This window comes from Pseudoalteromonas sp. B62 (assembly GCF_037162565.1).
Lineage (GTDB): Bacteria > Pseudomonadota > Gammaproteobacteria > Enterobacterales > Alteromonadaceae > Pseudoalteromonas > Pseudoalteromonas fuliginea.
On sequence record NZ_JARLVB010000002.1, the window covers coordinates 2906931 to 2928204 of the forward strand.

Genomic DNA, 21274 nt, shown 5'->3' on the forward strand with positions numbered 1-21274 from the left:
AGTATCAAAATTCAGTAGGGGATCTATTTTGAAGTCGTTTTTTGGTTTGGTTTTCATTATTATTGCGGTTTTTTTAGTTAACAAGTATGTTCTTTCAAGTAAAGCTTATGATGGCGTGACAAAGGTTACAGATATTATTTCTAGCTACCCTATTAACGTATATGATTTTAAAAAGACGATGGCTGATTACGCTTATCATTTATGTTATAAAAATGAAGGCGTCTTAAGTAACCATAATATTAGTATAAGTGAATGTGTTGATAATCACGATGAGCGAAAACAAGACTGTGACAAAAAGGTATTTCGTTTAGCACCACTTAATCTAGAAACTAAAGAAGATGCGCTTGATTATTCCAGGCAATATACGCAATGCACTTTACCTTATAAGTATATTTTAGGTTGATACACTTTCATTAATATTTTAGGTTTAATAAACGATAAAAACCTTATTTTCAAATCAACTAATCTAAAAATTAAAGCGTTTAGTAAGTATACTAAACGCATTTTTGTTACTTCAAACGGATTGATTTTGCTTCAATATCTATTAACTCTTGTTTAAATAAGCCACCAATTGCTTTTTTATAATTAGCCTTACTGGTAGAAAACATCTTTTTTATTGCTTCAGGATCAGACTTATCACCAAGTGGAATAACACCGCCTTCGTTTTTAAGTTTTTGCATAATAGTTTCACCAAGGTCACTTACTTTTCCCATACCTGGCTTTTCTAGTACAACATCAATTTTTCCGTCGTCACGTACTTTTTGAATATATCCTTTAAGCTTTTGACCCACAAATAAGCTTTTAAATACCATATTGTAAAAAACAACACCGAAATGCGATTCTTCAACTAATACCTTGTAGCCAATATCTGTTTTGCCAGCAACAATTAAATCCACTTCTTGTAAGTGAGTATATTGTGGCTCATCTTTAGATAGGAAGCGATTAAAGTTGTTTGATGCACAAATACGTTGGCTTGCATTATCAAGGTACAGACGAACTAAATATGAGTGACCTTCCTGCATGCGTGGTTTTTGTTCGTTAAACGGGGTTAGTACATCTTTCTCAAGACCCCAATCTAAAAATGCACCAATACTATTAATTTCTTTAACGCGAAGCAGGGCATATTCACCTACTTGTGCGTGTGGCTTTTTAGTGGTAGCCGTTGCTAAGTTAGCGTTGTCTAAAAAGATAAATACACTAATGCTATCGCCCGCTTCAAGCTCATGTTTAATTTCTTGTTTTGGTAAAAATACTTCACCTAAATCATGGCCGTCTAAGTAAGCACCTTCGTTACTCACTTCTTTTACAAATAATGTTTGTGTGGTTCCTAGGTAACTCATAATTATTCCTGCTCAGGCTTTTTTTACGGCGCATTGGTGTATCGCCATCAATGTTCATCGGTGCTTTAATTGGTGCTGTAGGCTTTTTAGGTTTAGCTTTGCGCTTAAATGCAGGCTTTTTAACAGCGGCGGCTTTTTCTTTAGATTTGTCCCACGCTACCTCAGGTTTTTTCTCTTTTAAACCTTTAAACTTAGCTTTTAAGCTCTCTACGCTCGCAAATTTTAATTCGTCATTTAAAAATGCTTTAATAGCTAAATAACTTGCCCAATCTTTTGGGCCAACTAATGAGATTGCGTTACCTTTAAAGCCTGCTCGTCCTGTGCGACCTATGCGGTGTACATATTCTTCAGCGTGTTTTGGTAAATCAAAGTTAATAACATGCGTTACGCTTAGTAAATCTAAACCACGAGATGCAACGTCGGTGGTGATCAATATTTTAAAGTTTTCGCGACTAAACGAATCCATGATATCTAAACGTTTACTTTGCGTTAAATCACCAGCAAGCGCTACAGATTTGAAGCCTTTAGCATTAAGCGCTTCACTCAAACGGCTCGTGTCAGAACGCGTTGCTGTGAAGATAATACATTGGCCAACATCATCTTGGTTTAAAAAGTGCTCTAATAGCGCTTCTTTATGATCAAGGTGATCGGCAAGGTATAACGTTTGTTTAATATCGCTATGTTGCTCATTTGCTGCACTTAGCGTAATTTGCTTTGGTTTTTTTAATAGGTTGCGTGATAGAGCATCTACTTGTGCATGGTCAAGTGTTGCAGAAAACAATAACGTTTGACGTAAACGGTGATTAGCTTGCTCGTTAATCATTTTTAACTGCTCAGTAAAACCTAAATCTAAAATACGATCGGCTTCATCAAAAATAAGCAGTTCTAGTCCGCTCAATTGTAATGAGCGTTTTGTAATGTGATCAGCTAAACGCCCAGGTGTAGCAACTACGAATTGTGGGTCGTTTCTAAGTGCTTTTATTTGGTCATTAAAGTTTTCGCCGCCAAGTATTTTAACTGCCTTAATAGCTGTGCCAGCAATTAATAAACGCAGCTGAGTAAATACTTGCGTAGCAAGCTCACGCGTAGGAGCAACAATAAGTACACGAGGATCGCGTTTGCTGAGTGCTTTTTGTTTCATAACCCTTTGTACAGCAGGTAATAAAAACGCCAAGGTTTTGCCCGACCCAGTTTTAGACTGAGCGAAAATGTCATGCCCTGCAAGTGCGGTAGGCACTGCATGCGCTTGAATATCGGTGGGCTGGGTGATCCCTTGATGTGCTAGTTGTGTTTCAAGGCGTGTATCAATCCCAAGATCAGTAAACTGCAATGTGTGTTTCTCCAAAATGAGCAAATTAACTCTATAAATTTATCAGCGCATTATAGCTTACACAGCTAGGTCGCTAACAGTAAAAACCAATCTATAGCGCTATTTTTTGCAATTAAACTAAAAAAGCGTAAAATACGCGCCCCATATGCGCCGGATTTACGATTCGGTAAACGCCAATATTGGCTAACAAGGCAAAATAGGAAATATAATGACTGTTGTTCATAAAGATAATGTAACGGGCGATCACTTTGTAGTATGTGCGCTGTATAAGTTTGTAGGTTTACCTGAATTTGAAGCTATCCGTAAGCCATTACTAGAAGTGATGGAAGCAAATGAAGTACGCGGTACTTTATTGCTCGCTGCCGAAGGTATAAACGGCACTGTTTCTGCAAAACGTGAAGGGATAGACAACTTATTAGCATGGTTAGATGAGCAACCAAATTTAAAAAACATCGTTACAAAAGAATCTTACGACGATGAATGTCCGTTTTACCGCACTAAAGTAAAACTAAAAAAGAAATTGTAACGATGGGCGTTGAAGGCGTAGATCCGCTTAAAGTTGTGGGTAGCTATGTAAAGCCAAATGAGTGGAACGCACTTATATCTGACCCTGAAGTAATTTTAATTGATACACGTAATGATTACGAAATTGAAATTGGTACATTTCAAAATGCGGTTGATCCAAATACTAAAACCTTTCGCGAATTTCCACAGTGGGCTAAAGAAAACTTAGACCCTGAAAAACACAAAAAAGTGGCGATGTTTTGTACCGGCGGTATCCGCTGTGAAAAATCGACAGCCTACATGAAAGAGCAAGGTTTTGATGAAGTTTATCACCTTGAAGGCGGTATTTTAAAATACCTAGAAGAAGTGCCAAAAGAAGAAACCATGTGGGAAGGCGAGTGTTTTGTATTTGATAATCGTGTTGCGGTTGATCACGACTTACAAAAAGGCTCTTATGATCAATGCCACGCGTGTCGTATGCCAATTACAGAAGACGAAAAGTTAAAGCCTGAATACATGGAAGGCGTTTCTTGTCATCACTGTATTGAAGAAGTAACGGACGAACAACGCGCACGTTTTGCAGAGCGCCAAAAGCAAATAGAACTAGCGCAAGCGCGCGGTGAGGGCCATATTGGCAATGAGGCACAAGCTGTTTTACAGCAACGTAAAGAAGCTAAAAAAGCCCAAAAAGACGCTCAGCGCGGTAAATAATTTTTTACAATAAGTAGTACATTTAAAGAGTCTATTTAGGCTCTTTTTTTGTGCCCAAAGTTGTGCAGTAATTGTTTTCACACCCCGATGATAGTGTTAGTCTGCAAAATAGATTTAGTCATTTTAATGCGCATACAGGAAGGGATTTATGCAAGCCGAACAAGTTGAAATCGCACAATTTTTAGCACAACATCCTCCTTTTGATGACTTACCTCAAAAAGCGCTTAATGAGCTAGCTCAACAAGTAGAAGTGGCTTATTTCAGAGCTCAAACAGATATTTTGAGTTTTGGACAAGACATTTCTGATTTGTATGTAATTAGAAGTGGTTCTGTAGAAATGTATCGCCGAAATGGCGAACTGTACAATCGTTTGGCTACCGCAGGTATATTTGGTCAAATGGGTTTATTGATGAACCGTAAGGTACGTTTTCCTGCAATTGCTCTGGAAGATACGTTAGTATATTGCATAAATGTCGAGCTATTTAATCGTTACTGTGATGAGTTTGATGCGTTTGCTGATTACTTCGAAACAGACGGTAACGTGCGTTTGCATCAAGCTATTGTCGAGCAAGCCGATGGCAATGACCTGACAACCGCGAAGGTAAAATCATTAATTCACAGAGATGTAGTCACCGTAGATGCAACCTCTACGATACAAGATATCGCCAAATTAATGACCGAAGAGGCGGTATCGTCTGTGTTGGTAACCGATGTAAATAAACCCATAAATGATGACCCAGAAGAAGATGACGGACAAGTAGTTGGTATAATAACTGATAGGGATTTACGCACTAAAGTAGTGGCTAAAGGGCTTGATTTTAACACGCAAGCAAAAGAGATTATGTCCACTAACTTAGTGCTTTTAGATGCTAATGACTATATTTTTGAAGCTGTATTGGCCATGCTTAGAGATAACTTACATCATTTGCCAGTCGTACAGAAAAGACGCCCAATTGGAGTTATCTCTCTCTGATATTTTGCGTTATGAATCCCAAAGCAGCTTACTGTTAGTGCGTGGCATACTGGCTCAACAAACAATAGAGGATTTGGCGCATTATGCGCGCCAATTGCCCAATGTGTTTGTTCGTATGGTGAATGAAGATGCAAACTCACACATGGTTGGTACAGCCATGGCTGTTATAGGGCGTACATTTAAACAAAGACTACTTGTATTAGCAGAAGAAAAGTTTGGGCCACCTCCTGTGCCTTACTGTTTTATTGCTCTGGGCTCAATGGCTCGAGACGAGCAACTTATTGTAACCGATCAAGACAACGCGCTTATTTTAGATGACAGTTACGACGACGAAAAACATAACGCGTATTTTCAAAATATTGCCGATTTTGTGTGTGATGGCTTAGCGCAGTGTGGTTACACCTACTGTGATGGAGAAATTATGGCGTCGTTTAAAAAATGGCGTAAAACTCGCTCACAGTGGTTCGATCAATTTGCAGATTGGATAGCGCAGCCAAAACCACAAGCGCTGCTTAATAGCGCTATATTTTTTGATTTAGACGGTGTGTGGGGTAAAACTAAGTGGGCCGACGAGCTTAAAATATTTATAGCAAAACAAAGTAAAGTAAATCGCGTGTTTTTAGCTAATATGGCAGCAAATGCTAGAAATAGAACACCTCCACTTGGCTTCTTTAAAGGCTTTGTTATGGAGCATAATGGCCAACATAAGCGTTCAATGAACTTAAAGCGAAGAGGGACTGCACCTCTTTCTGATGTTATTCGCGTGCACGCATTAGCCATTGGTTCACGCAAACAAAACTCGTTTGAGCGATTAGAAGATATTATTGACGCAAAACTTTTACCACAGGGCAAAGCGCAAGATTTACGTGATGCACTTGAGTACATTGCCATGATGCGAATTCGCCATCAAGCGTGGCAAATAGAGAAGGGCGAAGAGCCCGATAACGACTTAGACCCACATTTACTTTCTCCGTTCGAGCAACGAAACTTAAAAGAGGCATTCGCTATTTTAGAAAAAGCACAAAGCTATTTAAAATTTAGCTACACAGCAAACTCTGGTATGAAGTAGCCTATGAATCCGCGTAATCATAAAGCAATTAATTGGCAAGCTAGGTATAACGAGCTTGCAAATAGCACCAAAAATAAACTCTTAAAACACTTTTATGCGGGTGCTTATAATCAAGACAAAGCTGCAATAAAAGACGTACCTTTTGTAGCAATGGATTTTGAAACAACAGGCTTAAATAGCCAAAATGACGATATAGTGAGTGTTGGTTTAGTGCCGTTCAATTTAGAGCGCATTTATTGTAAGCACAGTCGGCATTGGGTTGTGCAGCCTAGGCGTAATCTTCATGAAGAGTCTATTTTAATACATGGAATAACGCACTCTGAGGTAAATGAGGCCCCTGACTTTAATCAAATTATAGAGCCTTTACTTGAAGCGCTCAGTGGTAAAGTTGTCGTGGTGCATTACGCTGCAATAGAGCGCCACTTTTTAAACAATGCTTTATTACTAAGACTTAAAGAAGGGATTGAGTTTGCACTGGTAGATACAATGGAAATAGAAAAAAGAGCACTAAAAGCAAGGCAAGGGTTATTAGGGCGGCTGTTTAACACAAAATTAGGTTCTCTTAGACTAACAGATTGCCGTGCGCGTTATTCTCTACCTGCATATCAAAATCATAATGCGTTAACGGATGCACTTGCTACTGCAGAACTTTTACAAGCGCAGCTAAGTTATCATTATCGTGTAGACACGCCCATTTCAGAGCTGTGGCTCTAGCTTTTAATGACAAAAAAAACGCCGCAAAAATTGCGGCGCTTTCGTTACAGTTAAAAGTATTACTAGCTAAAAGTATTACTTAACTGGGCGAGGCTCAGTTCGTAAACCTAAAACTAAGCTTAAACACATAAATAATAGTACAATAGTAAATGGCAAGCCTGTAGAGACAGCGCCTGCTTGTAGTGCTTCAATTGCTTGTGTGCCGCCAATCCAAAGTAAAGCTGCTGCAATTGCGCCCTCAACCGATGCCCAAAATATACGTTGTGGTACCGGTGCATCAATTTTACCGCCAGCGGTAATTGAATCAATTACTAATGAACCAGAGTCAGATGACGTAATGAAAAATACCAACACTAATAAAATTGCAATAAACGATAAAATATTAGATAAAGGTAATTCATCAAGCATTTGGAACATAGCTAAAGGTACTTCAGTTAAACCATTAGTGCCTAACGCACCAACACCATTAACTACTTGATCAATCGCAATACCGCCGTAAATAGACATCCATAAAACAGTAACTAGAGTAGGGATAAGTAAAACCGCAATTAAGAATTCACGAATTGTACGACCCCGTGATACACGCGCGATAAACATACCTACAAACGGTGACCAGGAAATCCACCAAGCCCAGTAAAACACAGTCCAACCATGCATCCATGTTTCGTCTTCACGACCGTGAGGATTACTCAATGGAATAATATTTTCTACATAGCCCATCACGGTAGTTGGTACATTACCCATTGCTACAGCAAAGCCTACTAAACAAACAAACAATAATAATGAAAACGCAATTAGCATATTTACATTACTTAGCAGTTTCACACCACCGTCAATACCACGAACCACAGAGACAATGGCTAAAAGTGTTACACCCGCAATAACTAGAATTTGAGAGCCAATGCCACCTTCTGTACCAAATACATGGTTAATACCTGCAGAAGCTTGTTGCGCACCTAAACCTAAAGATGTTGCAAGGCCAAATAACGTAGCAAGTACAGCTAAGATATCAATGATATGACCAGGCCAACCCCAAGCTCTATCACCTAATATAGGGTAAAAAATAGAACGAATTGAAAGCGGTAAACCTTTGTTATAGGTAAAAAATGCAAGAGATAAACCAACAACAGCGTAAATAGCCCAAGGGTGAAGACCCCAATGAAACATTGTTGCGCCCATTGCTAATTTTGCAGCTTCTGGTGTATTAGCGGCTACATTAAGCGGTGTTTCGTACCAACCAGTAAAGTAAGCAACTGGTTCAGCAACGCCCCAAAACATAAGGCCGATACCCATACCAGCAGCAAATAACATAGCAAGCCATGAAACGCGAGAGTGAGAAGGTTTAGCGTCATCACCACCAAGGCGAATATTACCGTAAGGAGAAACAATAAGTGCCAAACAAAAGAGTACAAAGAAGTTAGCAGCCCACATAAATAGGGCATCAAAATTATTAATAATATCGGTCTTGATACTATCAAGCGCTGTTTTTGCAGTTTGTGGGTCGGTAACAAGTATGGCGATTAAAAAGATGACAATCAGGCCCGCACTAGTTCCAAAAACAGGGTTGTGAATATCAAACCCCCACTTTTGTACGTTGTCCTGACCTACGGTGTAATCCGTGTTGTCAATACTATATTTGTCATGATTTTCCTTCATGCAATACCTCTTTAGTTGTCCTAACAAGCCAAAATAAATTCGGCGTCATATCGAATTACATTAGTCTTTAAATATTAAGTAAAAAGTAATACCGTAATTATTTGAAGACTAACTAATTTGAAGCGTGATCATACAGCTAGCAGTGTATGAGTTAAATATTAAATGTAAATGAATTTGTATTTAAAACGCTGTTTATATGGCCAAATTCATGATTCTTTCATTTAAAAGCCTTAAATTTAAAAATTCAGTGAACGTTAAAATTTAGTTTGCTATTAAAAGTATTAATTTACTTGGTTAAGTAAAAAAAGATCGTTTTTAAGTAGCTTAATTAATGCTTAAATATTAGGGCTTGTTAGTCTTTTAGGATTGAAATTTATTAAATCTAGGCGCAATTTAATCGCTCCTAGTTTTATAGCTTAGCGGTTCGGTAACAGCTTATGCGTTATTTTTCATGCTTGCATGCTCGTAAAAATAATCAAAAGCCGGCTAGCAAAGAGCAAATTTCTCTTCAAAGCTATTATAAATTAATAAGCCGATAAGCATCTTTAATCAAGTTGTAATATGAATATGATTTAACACAAGATTAGGGCATGTTGAATTTTGGCGATTGAATTTACAGTAGTATGTTTGGTTTTTAGGCAAGGCAGAACCTATGCAGTGTGGTCATTCCCCATAAATAGGCGATAACGCTGCATAAATACCAAACATACACTGCCCTTTGGGTTCTTTCTAGGGACGATTAACTCTTTGTTACTCGGTTTTTACTTAGCCCACTAGGTTACAAACCTCGTGCCGCGATTTAATCGCCCCTAGATTGAACAAATTTCAATCCAAAAAGCTCAGCATGCCCTAAGCTATATTTTATAAATAGATAGGCAAAGGATTAATACTATTATGCGTGAAAGCGTTACAAACGATACCAATCAAAACGAACTTGTTAAACGCTTTTGTAGCGTTAGAGACGAAAGCCTAGCCATTATCGAACCACTCACTGTAGAAGATTGCCAATTACAAGCTATGGCTGATGCCAGTCCTACTAAATGGCATTTAGCGCATACCACGTGGTTTTTTGAAACGTTTTTACTTAGTGTTCATTGTAAACAGTACGCAGTGTTTAACCCTCACTATAAAATGCTTTTTAATTCTTACTACAATGGGATTGGAGAGCAATTTAAACGGGCAAACAGAGGAAGCTTATCTAGGCCAGGTTTAGATGAAGTGCTAGCTTACAGAGAACATGTAGATAGCCGTGTGATTGAATTACTTAAGACTGACGTTAACCCGCACATTAAAGATATTATTGAACTTGGGTTACACCACGAGCAACAGCATCAAGAACTAATGCTTATGGACATCAAATATAACTTTTCAGTAAATCCAATATTTCCTCAATATAAAACATCGCTTTTAAATAGCCAAAAAAATCAGCTGATATTAAACCCCTTAATTTTATCAATTTTGAACAAGCCATTATTAATATTGGCACAAATGCCGACGATGAATTTGCATATGATAACGAGTGCCCCAAACACCAAGTACTAATTCATCCATTCAGTTTTGCTAATAGATTGGTCACTAATGGTGAATATTTAGACTTTATAAATGCCGGTGGATATAGCAATCCACAATATTGGTTAAGCGACGGTTGGGCGCATATTCAAAACACTCGTTTAACGCATCCATTATATTGGCATTACATAAATAACGAATGGTTTGAGTTTACACACTATGGATTGCAGCCTTTAAATTTAAGTGCTCCCATCAGCCATGTTAGTTATTTTGAGGCCAGCGCCTACGCTAATTTTGTAAAGGCTCGCTTGCCTACAGAGTTCGAGTGGGAATATGCAGCTACAAATACACCTTCAACAGACACTAATAATAACTACCTAACACCACAACAAGCAAAAGATGATACTGAAATAAACCAGTTAACGGATTCATGTTGGCAATGGACAAACAGTGCATATTTGCCATACCCCGGTTTTAAGCCTATTGAAGGAGTAGCAGGGGAATACAATGGTAAATTTATGAATAACCAAATGGTGTTACGTGGTGGGTGTGTGTTTACCCTCAAAACCATTTACGACAAACATACCGAAATTTTTATTACCCACATCAAGCGTGGATGTGCAGCGGGATAAGACTAGCTAAGGATATAGTATGAGCCAAGTAACAGCGATTAAACAAAGTAACATAACCGACACTGAATTTTTAAACGACGTGATAAGCGGATTAACTCAACAACAAAAAACGCTTCCGTGTAAGTATTTTTACGATGATAAAGGTGCTGCATTATTCGAGCAAATAACATCCTTACAAGAGTATTATGTTACACGTACGGAGTTGTCTATTTTAGAGCAATACTCGCAGTCAATTGCTCAAATGCTACCTGAAAACCTCTCTATTATTGAGCCTGGGTGTGGTTCGGGTAAAAAGGTCGCGTATTTATTAGCGCACATGGCAAACGTAAAAACCTTCGTACCATTTGAAATTTCTGAGGAGATGCTCAGTTATTCACTTGCACATTTGTCGCCATTATTTCCAGATTTGGCAATTTCGCCATTACTAGGAGACTTTACACATAATCAAATGGTTAAACAGCTAACCAAAGACACCGCTTTAGATAGTCAAACCAATTTGGTGTACTTTCCGGGCTCGACTCTTGGCAATTTTTCTCCAGTTAAAGCCATCGAGATTATGAATAATTTCCATCGCTTATGCGGTGTAAACGGTTATGTATTAATTGGGGTTGATTTAGTTAAAGAGCGCCAAGTGTTACTTGATGCATATAACGATAAAGCGGGAGTTACCGCCGCATTTAATAAAAATTTACTACAACGTATTAATAACGAGCTAAACGGCATATTTAATATAGATAACTTTAGCCACGAGTCACGCTTTAACGAGCAACATAGCCGTATTGAAATGCATTTAGTAAGTAATTGCACTCAAAGCGTGATTATAAATGATCAGCAAATAGACTTTATAGAAGGTGAAAGTATCCATACAGAAAACTCTCACAAGTACACGCTCGAGTCGTTTAAGCAGCTAGCAGCGCAAGCTAATTTAAAGTTAGAGCAAACATGGCAAGACGATAGTAACTATTTTGCATTGTGCTTGTTAAGACCGCTATAAACGTTTACTTAATATGTTTAGGGCGTGTTGATCTTTGATAGTTGAATTTGCAGCAATATGTTTGGTTTTTAGGCAAAGCAGAGCCTATGAAGTGTGGTTATTCCACATAAATAGGCGATAATGCAGCATAAATGCCAAACATGTGCTGCCCTTCGGGCTGAGGGATCCCCACTTTATCCAGCGGCCTCTTTTTGATAATTAGAAATAAAGTTTTTTAAACTTTTTTCTATATAGCTTTGTGTAATACGTCTCTTACATAGCTTTATGACTTGCTTGGCTAAGGTTAAAAATGAAAGAACTCGGCGATTCTTAACACTATTTGCTTGAAATTTTATATGCCACTTTCTTTTTTCTGCTTCACACCCTATAAACCATAACGCAGTGCTCGCTATTGTGGCTATCAAGCATAATATTCCTATTCTATTTATGCCGGTGCTTTTACTAAAACGCCACGAAAAACCATATCTCAAACTTTTGTCATCGCGGAAATTTTGCTCTATTTGCATTCTTTTACTATATAAACCAACTACTCGCTTACTCGTCATTGTATTGTCTGATGTCGCGAGTAACCATGGCTCTTTCGCTAAGTTTTGATACATTTTTGTATCTTTCGTAAATCTGCTTTTTCCTTTTCTTCCTTTATTTTTTCCATGATATACGTGTAAAAATGCATCGCATGCTGTCGGGCTGGACTGAGTTAGTCTTGCTTGACCTAACGCCTTTGGTATATCGCTGGCACCAGCCCTAAGTTGTTTTAATGTATGCCATTGTGATTGCATGGCTAGTTTACACTTCATTGAGCCTCTTAATCGACCTATCATATGCCAACCAAGTTCGCGTACTTTACTATACCAAGGCGTAAGAAAGCCGCCGTCTGTTACAATATAGACACTAGGATGTCGTCCAAGCACTTCATAAAGTTCATCTAAAAACAGGCTGTTGGTTGCTGGGCTATCAAAATTCTTCTGCTCAACAATCATGTTATAAATCACGATAGAGCGCCCATCCACAAGTAAGCTTGCTCGCAGTAAGTGATAGTCGTGACCACAGGCACCGCTCCAGTCAACGGCAATTGCAAGCATTGGTAAAGAGTCGATAATAGGATGAGCTAATGCTTTATAGATAGCGACCCTTTCATTGTAGAGGTGAGTATTTTTTAAGAAGCGATCAACGCGTTTTATTTTATGTTTTACATCCACAGCGCCAGACAAATTTCTGCCGATTTCAGTTAAGGTAAGTTTATTACCCGAAATTAATGCATTACTGCAGCTTAGTAATGTTTTTACTCTGGCATTATTGAATGGCGCTAATGCATGTTTAAAGTACTTATGGCAAACTGATGTGTCAGGCATAGCAGTTGTGACTTATGTGGGTTGTGGTGATTTACATAAGATCATAAATTGCTGTGCCTGTCACGTTTTGGGGATTCGTCAGCCCTTCGGGTTCTGCCTAGGGGCGATAAACTCTTTGTTGCTCGATTTTTACTTAGCCCACTAGGTTACAAACCTCGCGCCGCGATTTAATCGCCCCTAGATTGAACAAATTTCAATTCGCAAAGGTCAACACGCCCTAGTAAATGACAACTTTAGCATTGTTAAACTCATAATTTAGCAATGCGCCATTATTTGATTGCTGTATAAGCTTAACTTTATTTAAACCATGTAGTCTAAATAGCAGAGGGGCAATAACAGTTATTGCTGAGCCCGTTGCACTGTCCTCATTTACTCCAAACTGGGGTGCAAAGTATCTAAAATGCGCTATGGCATTTTTCTTGTCTTTATTTTTTATACTAAGGGCAATTACTGCATTTTTGTGGAGTTTACTCAAAGCTTTAAAATCAACGTGTAAGCTTTTTAAATCGTCTTTTTCAACGTCTTTACTAAATTCTTCATTAAATAATACAACCGTATAACCGTTTTTATCGCCGGTACTGTAGGCTGCTTTTATTGCTGATGAAAACACACTTTTTAACTCACCTGCAGCTAATTCGCTTTTTTTAGGCTCTATGCTTTTTAGTAATAACTGGGCGCGTTGTTTTTTTACTCTTATAGTAAAACGCTCATGACTCATTGATGTAAGTACTTCTGGGCAATAACCAAAATGCTTTATTAAAAAATTAGCGGCCGCTAAAGTACCATGTCCACAGCGTTTAATTTCACTTGTTTGGTTAAACCAGCGAATATTACAATGGCGTTTAGTTATCTCATTTTGATTTAAAAATACGGTAGCAGGGTGGTTTGATTGTGATGCAATATATTGCATTGTTTTTGATGTTAACCCATTTTTATAAATAACAATTAAAGCACTAGAGCCTTTTAAGTTATTTGCAGGGCTATAAAAAACAGATTCGGTGGAAGTGAGTTTTATAAAGCGAAGCGCAAGCCATTTGGGCTTACGCTTCGTTAAACAAAGAGTGTTAACCTTTGCTTGCATACGCGTCGTTATGAACGCCCGCAGCACGACCTGATGGATCTGCATTGTTTTGGAACGATGCGTCCCATGCAAGTGCTTCAGGAGTAGAACACGCTACCGATTTACCATGTGGTACACATTTAGCTGATGCATCACCAGGGAAATGCGATTCAAAAATAGTACGGTAGTAGTAAGCTTCTTTTGAATCTGGCGTATTAATAGGGTATTTAAATTTAGCATTTGCAAGCTCTTGATCGCTTACTTGCTCGTTTACAAACTCTTTTAACGTATCAATCCAGCTGTAACCAACACCGTCTGAAAATTGCTCTTTTTGGCGCCATAGCACTTCATCAGGTAAGTAACCTTCAAAGCCTTCACGTAAAATGTGTTTTTCAATTTTGCCATCTTTACACATTTTAGCTTCAGGGTTGATACGCATAGCAACATCAACAAATTCTTTATCAAGAAACGGTACACGTGCTTCTACGCCCCATGCTGCCATTGATTTATTAGCACGTAAACAGTCAAACATATGCAGTTTTGATACTTTACGGTTTAGCTCTTCATGAAACTCTTGTGCGTTAGGGGCTTTATGGAAGTATAAGTAACCACCAAATAGCTCATCAGCACCTTCGCCAGATAACACCATTTTAATGCCCATTGCTTTAATTTGGCGAGCCATTAGGTACATAGGTGTAGAGGCACGAATTGTTGTTACGTCGTAGGTTTCTATGTGGTAAATCACTTCACGCAGAGCATCAATACCTTCTTGAATGGTAAAAATGATAGGGTGGTGAATAGTACCAATCATGTCAGCTACTTTTTGGGCAGCGGCTAAATCAGGTGAACCCTCAAGGCCTACTGAAAAAGAATGAAGTTTAGGCCACCATGCATCGCTTTCATCGTTATCTTCAATACGTTTTGCAGCAAAACGCTGGGTAATAGCAGAGATAACCGATGAGTCTAAACCACCAGAAAGTAATACACCGTAAGGCACGTCACACATTAGCTGGCGTTTAACGGCCGCTTCTAATGCATCTTTAACGTCTTGCGCTTGTGCGCTGTTATCTTTAACTGCATCAAATGTTTCCCAATCACGCTTGTAATAAGGCGTCATTTTTCCGTCTTTGCTGTACAGGTAATGCCCTGGTGGAAATTCTTCAATATGCTTGCAAATTGGAGAAAGAGCTTTTAGCTCAGAAGCAACGTAGAAGTTACCGTGCTCGTCGTGACCAGTGTAAAGCGGGATAATACCAATATGGTCACGGCCAATTAAGTAAGCGTCATTTTCTTCATCATATAAACAAAATGCAAAAATGCCATTTAGATCATCTAAAAAGTCAGGCCCTTTTTGTTTATAAAGTGCTAAAATAACTTCACAGTCTGATTGAGTTTGAAAAGTAAAATCAACATCTAGCTCTGCTGCAAGTTCTTTATGATTATAAATCTCGCCATTAACCGCTAAAATATTTGTTTTTTCAGGATTGTATAAAGGCTGTGCACCGCTTGATACACCAACAATAGCTAAACGCTCATGCACTAAAATAGCTTTTTCAGATGCGTATACACCAGACCAATCTGGACCTCGGTGTCTAAGCAGCTTTGACATTTCAATTGCTTGGGTACGCAATTGAGTGGGATCAGATTTTATATCTAATACCCCAAAAATTGAACACATAGTAACTCCTCATTCCTATTATGTGTGCAGCAAAGCCAATTTGCTGTGCTGCGAAACCTTGTTTTATCAGAAAAAATTACTCAAGTCACATAGCTTTTACAATTAATTAAGAATAATTTATGCACCAAGTTATATTTAACTGCACCAAAGTGGTTAATGTGTGGTGCCTGCTGCTATTTTTACGTCACTATTATTGTTCAAAGCTTGCGCAACCATCACTTTCAGAGCGTTAATAACGGTTTCCTCACTCATGCTTGGTGCGCCATTGTGGTGCACAGCTTGGCTTGGTAAATAAGGAATATGCACAAAGCCACCTTTCATTACAGCGCAGTGATCATTTATGTAATGCATAAGACCATACATAACGTGATTACACACATACGTGCCTGCAGTATTCGAAATGGCAGCTGGTATATTACTGTTGTGCAATGCTTGTAACATGCGCTTTATTGGTAAGTTTGTGAAATAGGCATCAGGGCCATTTTTTTCTATTGGTGTATCGACAGGTTGATTACCTGCATTGTCTTTAATACGTGCATCATCAACGTTTATTGCTATTCGCTCTATTGATATTTCACTGCGCCCACCTGCTTGGCCTATACACAAAACAACCGCCGGATTGTGCGACTCAATGGCGCTTATAAGCTGACTGATAGACGTATTAAACTCACAGGCAAGTTCTAGTGTGCATATTTTGTGTTTCATGATGATAGTTTCATCAAGTTTTTGCACTGCTTGCCAAGAAGGATTTATAGCTTCGCCACCAAAAGGCGCAAAGCCGGTTATTAATACACACGCCATTGAAGAAGTTGATTTAGTCATTAAACACCAAGCTATACATTAAAATAATATTAACGGCGAGTAAGGTAACTGCCGTCGGAATTTGAACCTTTATTACATGGTACTTATCTTTTAAGTCTAAAAGAGCGGCAGGAATAATATTAAAATTGGCTGCCATCGGCGTCATTAACGTACCGCAATAGCCGCTATACATACCTAGCGCAACCAAAGGTGCAGGGCTTGCGCCATGACCTTCAATTAAAAATGGCATCGCAATACCAGCAGTCATCACTGGAAATGCAGCAAACGCGTTACCCATAATCATGGTAAAAAATGCCATACCTATACAATACAAAACAACCAGCATAAAACGGTTATCAGGGGCTATAAATAAAGTAACTAGTTCTTTAATTGAGTCGCCTGTTTGCGCCACAATAAATACCCCACCAAGCATGGCTAGCATTTGCGGTAAAATGGCTGCCCAACCAATAGAATCTACTAAACGGCGTGATTCGCTTACGGCTTGAACAGGGCTACCACCGGTTATTTTCCAGCCAACAAGTAATGCAAAAATACAAGCAATGGTTAAAGATGCAAGTGTTAAGTGGCGTTGATCAAGTAAGTAAACATTGTTTATAGCTACATTATCAAATAGTACAGTAAAGACTACGGTAACAATTGGGATCATTAAAGCGGGAATAAATAACTTATTACCTAGAGTCTTAGCGCTTTGGTTTTGAACCTGCTCGCTGGGAATAGAGTAACTTCCCATAGAAACTAAATTTAAGCCGGCTAATAAAGCAATGAGTAATACGCTAATGCCCACCATTAAATACGTTATTTGTGCACCAAGAGTTGCAATAGCAAAATCACCAAATAAAAAGCTACTGCCAAATAAAAACCAAAATAGGGCGGTTGTAAGCCTTTTGGGATGATTTTTGTCTTGCAGGGTACGTACTACTAAAAACATTACCATGATGCCAATAAGCAGGTATATGTTTTCAATAGTCACGAGTGCAGTGCTTGTATGCGATACATCGGCGTCAATTACTTTACTCATAGTATTGGCTCCGGTGCATTGTACTTTTGAACCGCTTTTGCAATTTTACTTTCGAGTCGAGCTAGTCTAAATAAATGTATAACTAAAGCGCATATTGCAGTAGGGATTGCCCATAGACCAATATGCAGTGGTTCAATACCGGTTATACCGTTTTCTTTTAAAAATGCATCCATAAGTAAAACAGCACCAAAGGCTATAAATATGTCTTCACCAAAAAATACTGCAATGTTATCAACTGCCGCCGCATGGGCGCTGATCATGTCTTTTACGGGTTTAGGCAATTCGCCATATTTATTTGTAGCAGCTCCTAATGCCATAGGAGCAAGCAAAGGGCGAACCGTTTGTGCTTGTCCACCGAGTGACAGTAAACCAAGTGCAGCCGAGCATTCTCTAACAATAAAATAAAGAGCGAGTATACGCGCGCTGGTGGCTGTTTTAATTTGTGAAATCCAATCGCGCGCACGTTGTTGTAATCCATAACGTTCAAGCAGTGCAATAACAGGTAAAATTAAAATGAAGCTCGCTAATTGGCGCGAGTTCATAAACTTTTCGCCAAACGTTTGCAGCAAGCTGATAAAATCAAGATTGACAGCCCAGCCGGTCGCAAGTCCTGCAAAGGTAACCACTAGTAAAGGGTTAAAGCGCAGTGCAAAACCGATAACTACAACAGGAATGCCAATAAGCGGCCAATAATTTAAATCGAACATAGTTTTCCTATTTATTTTTAGAATGTTTTTATAGGTTATTTTTAAGTGCAAGGCTCAATTGATGCAGGTGTCCGTCAAGTTTCTGCTTCGCCTTTGCTGCTTCTTCAAACGTTACATATTTAAACTCAACAGTATCTAAAGGTCTAAATTGTGCAAATTGATGTAAGTCGGCTTCAATAACAGTGCCTAAAAGCGGATAGCCCCCTGTGGTTTGGCCATCATTTAGTAACACAATAGGCTCTCCATTTGGTGGTAGTTGAATACTCCCAGGACTCACCCCTAATGATGGCAAAGAGTGCGAATGTGCCAAATTATTTTTATGCTCAAGCCTTACGCCCATTCGGTTGCTGTTACTACTAACTTTAAATGCGGTAGATACAAAGTTGCTAAGTAAAGGCTGGCCTAATAAATTAGCATGAGGACTTTGGTGCAGCCGTATAAGCTTGCGCTGGGCGGGGGCCATTGCGCCTACTTTTATAAACTCTCCATAATAAGGAGTAATAGGTATTTCATCACCAGTGGTGAGAGCTCTACCTTCAATACCAGCAAAACACGCGTTTAAATCTGTAGATTTAGAGCCCATAACCTCAGTATTTTGTATACCGCCTTTCACTGCTAAATAAGCTCTTAAGCCGGCTCTACCAGTAGCAAAGCTCAGTACTTGTTTGTTTTTTACTGCATATGTCCAGCCAGGATAAATTGCATGTCCATCGAGGGTTGCTTGCAAATCGGCACCATGCAGTGCAATTACTGTGTCGCAGGTAAATTCAAGCTCGCACAAACCAACGGTTATTTCTAAAACGGCATCATTGTCGTTATTGTTAAGTAATCTATTAGCAATTATTTGTGCAATAGGGTCCAAGCTACCCGCTTTGCTTACACCTAAATGGCGGTAGCCTTCACGGCCAAAATCTTGAATTGTAAGCAATACACCACTTTTAAGTACTTTAATCATGATTTGCTCCTTTATTAACGAGCGGAACAAATTCAAGCGTATCGCCTGGTTGAATTAAACAAGGTTGCTCAGAGGTCGAATCAAACAAAGCAGTGTCTGTATGACCTATTATGTGCCAACCACCAGGGGTATCTGCGGGGTAAATTCCGGTTTGTGCAGCACCTATCGCAACAGAACCTTTAGGAACTTTAATGCGTGGCTCATCACGTCTTGGTGTATGTAATTGCTCATTTAAGCCATGTAGGTAAGCAAAGCCGGGCTGAAAGCCTAGAAATAAAACGTGGTACTTGGTTTTACTATGAATATTAATAACTTCATCGGCACTTAAATTATGATAACGAGCCACGTAATTAATATCCTCACCCTTGTAGGTCGTTTCGATTAAGTGATGCTGCCCCTTAAATGTACTCGTTTTAATGTCATTCCACAGCGAAGGTAGCACTTGTAACCACTTTTTTAAGTGTTTATCTGATTTTAAATAAAGAGTGAGCGAGTTCATGGCTGGCACCAAATCGCTAAATTCATCAGTGCTTTTACAGTGGCTAGTTAAAGCCCAAATTTTCTTTTGAATAGAGAGTCTATCTTTAGCGTTTAAATTCGATGCATCAAACAATAAACTACTGTTTGTTAATGCATAAATATGAGGAGTTGGCTTCATTAAATAAACCTATTTGTACAACATAATTTAAACGTAACACAGTTTTATTAATTTATTTATACCATTGCGACTAAGTAGTTATGTTTATTTGCTCAGCTTGGTTTAAGAGTGTTTTTATATTCAATTAATCGTATTTAACTTATTGAGGACCAAAACTTAATACGCTTCGTACTAAATAAGTAATTAGGTTGAAATGAAAATTAAGGTAAGGAGGTCTTAATTAGCACGCACTTGTTTATGAGGTACTTTATGAAACACCAGCATTTATTATATTTATCAGGCGCTGCTATTATATTTAGCGCAGGCAGCTTTGCTTTATCTATGGAAAAGGTAGAACACAGTAATGTAGAAGCCACCATGCATGTAGAAACCATTGTACTGGGGTCTGGTTGTTTTTGGGGAGCTGAAAAACGCTACGAAGCGCTTAATGGCGTTATAGATGCTGAGTCGGGTTACGCTGACGGCAAGGGCTTTAAAGCAACGTACAGAAACATTACTGATCAGTCTCGTCGTTTTGACGAGAACAATTATGCTGAAGTTGTACAAGTTATGTATAACAGCAATATAATTTCAGCAGAAGATCTATTAAAAAACTATTTTGAAAGTCACGATCCTACGCAAAAAAATCGCCAAGGGAACGACATCGGTACGCAATATCGTTCAATCGTATTAACGACTACCGATGCACAAGCTAAAGTTGCTGAGCAAGTTAAATCGCAATATCAGCAGCTTTTAACTGATGCGAGCTACGGCAAAATCGAAACGGTTATTAAACCACTTACAGGTTTTGTATCGGCAGAAGAGTATCATCAAAATTATTTAGAAAAAATCCCAATGGCTATTGCCCAGATCATTCTACCGGTGTTGTTTTTAATAAAACACCCGTAGAAAAAGTAGATAACACTGCTTTAATAGCAGGCAAGCAAATCGTAGTCTTAGATTCACGTGAATACTGCCCATACTGTGAAAAATTTAAAAAAACAGTCGCAAATGATTACAAAGGCACAATACCAATGTCGTTTCGCCATGCTGACCAGCTTGATGATTTAACTATTAAGTCAGCCACATGGGCAACACCGACCATTTTGTTTTTAGAAAATGGCGTTGAGGTATATGGCCGCCAAGGCTATGCAACACCTGAAGAGTTTTATAAAGCATTAGGCGCATTCAAATTAGGTAACAGTGATGCTTATAAAGTTGCATTCGATGCACGAACAGATAGGCCCTATTGCAAAGAATACAAAGAGTTTAAAAATACACCTGATGGTACTTTTGTTGATAAATTAAGTGGAGAGCCTCTATTTGATACAAGCGATAGGTTTAACTCAGGTACTGGTTGGTTGTCATTTACTCATCCAGTAAAAAACAACGTAACACAGCATGACGATAGCAGCTGGGGCATGACACGTATTGAGCTTCGCTCTAAAAGTACAGGTATACACTTAGGGCATTTATTTCCAGGTGAAGGCCCAAGAGGGCGTGATCGCTACTGTATTAATGCAACCGTTCTTGATTTTGTACCAAGAGATAAAAGCTAAATAGCTAAATAAAAAGCCTGGTTTAAAGCCAGGCTTTTTGCATAAAACAAAATA

Annotated in this window: 14 protein-coding genes and 4 pseudogenes; 7 read left to right on the top strand and 11 right to left on the bottom strand. The window is 38.7% G+C overall.

Features of this window, described 5'->3' with window-relative positions; all coding sequences use genetic code 11:
- Positions 1–28 precede the first annotated feature (28 nt).
- Positions 29–403, top strand: coding sequence for a hypothetical protein (locus tag P4S71_RS17545; RefSeq protein ID WP_337151148.1), 375 nt, complete (start codon positions 29–31; stop codon positions 401–403).
- Positions 404–509: 106 nt separating this feature from the next.
- Here the strand turns inward: P4S71_RS17545 and P4S71_RS17550 are convergent, their stop codons facing one another.
- Complete coding sequence (locus tag P4S71_RS17550) at positions 510–1340, bottom strand: CvfB family protein (protein WP_337151149.1); 831 nt, start codon at positions 1338–1340, stop codon at positions 510–512.
- On the bottom strand, positions 1291–2670 hold the full coding sequence (locus P4S71_RS17555; RefSeq protein ID WP_337151150.1) for a DEAD/DEAH box helicase: 1380 nt from the start codon (positions 2668–2670) through the stop codon (positions 1291–1293). The genes P4S71_RS17550 and P4S71_RS17555 overlap by 50 nt, the downstream gene beginning before the upstream one ends.
- Positions 2671–2878: 208 nt before the next feature.
- On the opposite strand from P4S71_RS17555, the pseudogene trhO reads away from it, so the two are divergent.
- From trhO to P4S71_RS17570, 3 genes and pseudogenes are all read left to right on the top strand, one after another.
- Positions 2879–3885 (top strand): annotated as a pseudogene (trhO, locus tag P4S71_RS17560) (oxygen-dependent tRNA uridine(34) hydroxylase TrhO).
- Between the two features lie 148 nt (positions 3886–4033).
- Positions 4034–5927 (top strand): annotated as a pseudogene (locus P4S71_RS17565) (DUF294 nucleotidyltransferase-like domain-containing protein).
- A 3-nt stretch (positions 5928–5930) separates the two neighbouring features.
- Positions 5931–6641: a 3'-5' exonuclease gene (locus P4S71_RS17570; RefSeq protein WP_337151151.1), complete on the top strand. Its 711-nt coding sequence runs from the start codon at positions 5931–5933 to the stop codon at positions 6639–6641.
- 75 nt (positions 6642–6716) lie between these two features.
- Here the strand turns inward: P4S71_RS17570 and P4S71_RS17575 are convergent, their stop codons facing one another.
- Entirely contained in the window at positions 6717–8297 is a 1581-nt protein-coding gene (locus P4S71_RS17575) for a BCCT family transporter (RefSeq protein ID WP_007376589.1), read from the bottom strand.
- An 894-nt stretch (positions 8298–9191) separates the two neighbouring features.
- On the opposite strand from P4S71_RS17575, the pseudogene egtB reads away from it, so the two are divergent.
- Together egtB and egtD are read left to right on the top strand one after the other, a co-directional pair.
- Positions 9192–10461, top strand: a pseudogene (gene egtB, locus P4S71_RS17580) (ergothioneine biosynthesis protein EgtB).
- Entirely contained in the window at positions 10458–11432 is a 975-nt protein-coding gene (egtD, locus tag P4S71_RS17585; protein ID WP_337151152.1) for an L-histidine N(alpha)-methyltransferase, read from the top strand. Before egtB ends, egtD begins: the two are co-directional and overlap by 4 nt.
- Positions 11433–11605: 173 nt before the next feature.
- Here egtD and P4S71_RS17590 read toward each other — a convergent pair whose 3' ends face one another.
- From P4S71_RS17590 to pxpB, 8 genes are all read right to left on the bottom strand, one after another.
- A complete protein-coding gene (locus P4S71_RS17590) occupies positions 11606–12784 on the bottom strand; it encodes an IS4 family transposase (RefSeq protein ID WP_050484169.1) in 1179 nt (392 codons plus the stop codon).
- 217 nt (positions 12785–13001) lie between these two features.
- The gene (locus tag P4S71_RS17595) at positions 13002–13865 is read right to left on the bottom strand and encodes a PhzF family phenazine biosynthesis protein (RefSeq protein WP_337151153.1); all 864 of its coding nucleotides are present in this window, start codon (positions 13863–13865) and stop codon (positions 13002–13004) included.
- On the bottom strand, positions 13849–15522 hold the full coding sequence (gene asnB / locus P4S71_RS17600) for an asparagine synthase B (RefSeq protein ID WP_337151154.1): 1674 nt from the start codon (positions 15520–15522) through the stop codon (positions 13849–13851). The genes P4S71_RS17595 and asnB overlap by 17 nt, the downstream gene beginning before the upstream one ends.
- 153 nt (positions 15523–15675) lie before the next feature.
- On the bottom strand, positions 15676–16344 hold the full coding sequence (gene pcp / locus P4S71_RS17605; RefSeq protein ID WP_096793048.1) for a pyroglutamyl-peptidase I: 669 nt from the start codon (positions 16342–16344) through the stop codon (positions 15676–15678).
- A complete protein-coding gene (locus P4S71_RS17610; protein ID WP_337151155.1) occupies positions 16337–17362 on the bottom strand; it encodes a DUF979 domain-containing protein in 1026 nt (341 codons plus the stop codon). The genes pcp and P4S71_RS17610 overlap by 8 nt, the downstream gene beginning before the upstream one ends.
- Complete coding sequence (locus P4S71_RS17615) at positions 17359–18069, bottom strand: DUF969 domain-containing protein (RefSeq protein ID WP_008139239.1); 711 nt, start codon at positions 18067–18069, stop codon at positions 17359–17361. Before P4S71_RS17615 ends, P4S71_RS17610 begins: the two co-directional genes overlap by 4 nt.
- A gap of 28 nt (positions 18070–18097) precedes the next feature.
- A complete protein-coding gene (locus P4S71_RS17620) occupies positions 18098–19024 on the bottom strand; it encodes a biotin-dependent carboxyltransferase family protein (protein WP_096793050.1) in 927 nt (308 codons plus the stop codon).
- Complete coding sequence (pxpB, locus tag P4S71_RS17625) at positions 19017–19682, bottom strand: 5-oxoprolinase subunit PxpB (protein ID WP_096793051.1); 666 nt, start codon at positions 19680–19682, stop codon at positions 19017–19019. The genes P4S71_RS17620 and pxpB overlap by 8 nt, the downstream gene beginning before the upstream one ends.
- Positions 19683–19931: 249 nt before the next feature.
- On the opposite strand from pxpB, the pseudogene msrA reads away from it, so the two are divergent.
- Positions 19932–21220, top strand: a pseudogene (gene msrA / locus P4S71_RS17630) (peptide-methionine (S)-S-oxide reductase MsrA).
- Positions 21221–21274 lie beyond the last annotated feature (54 nt).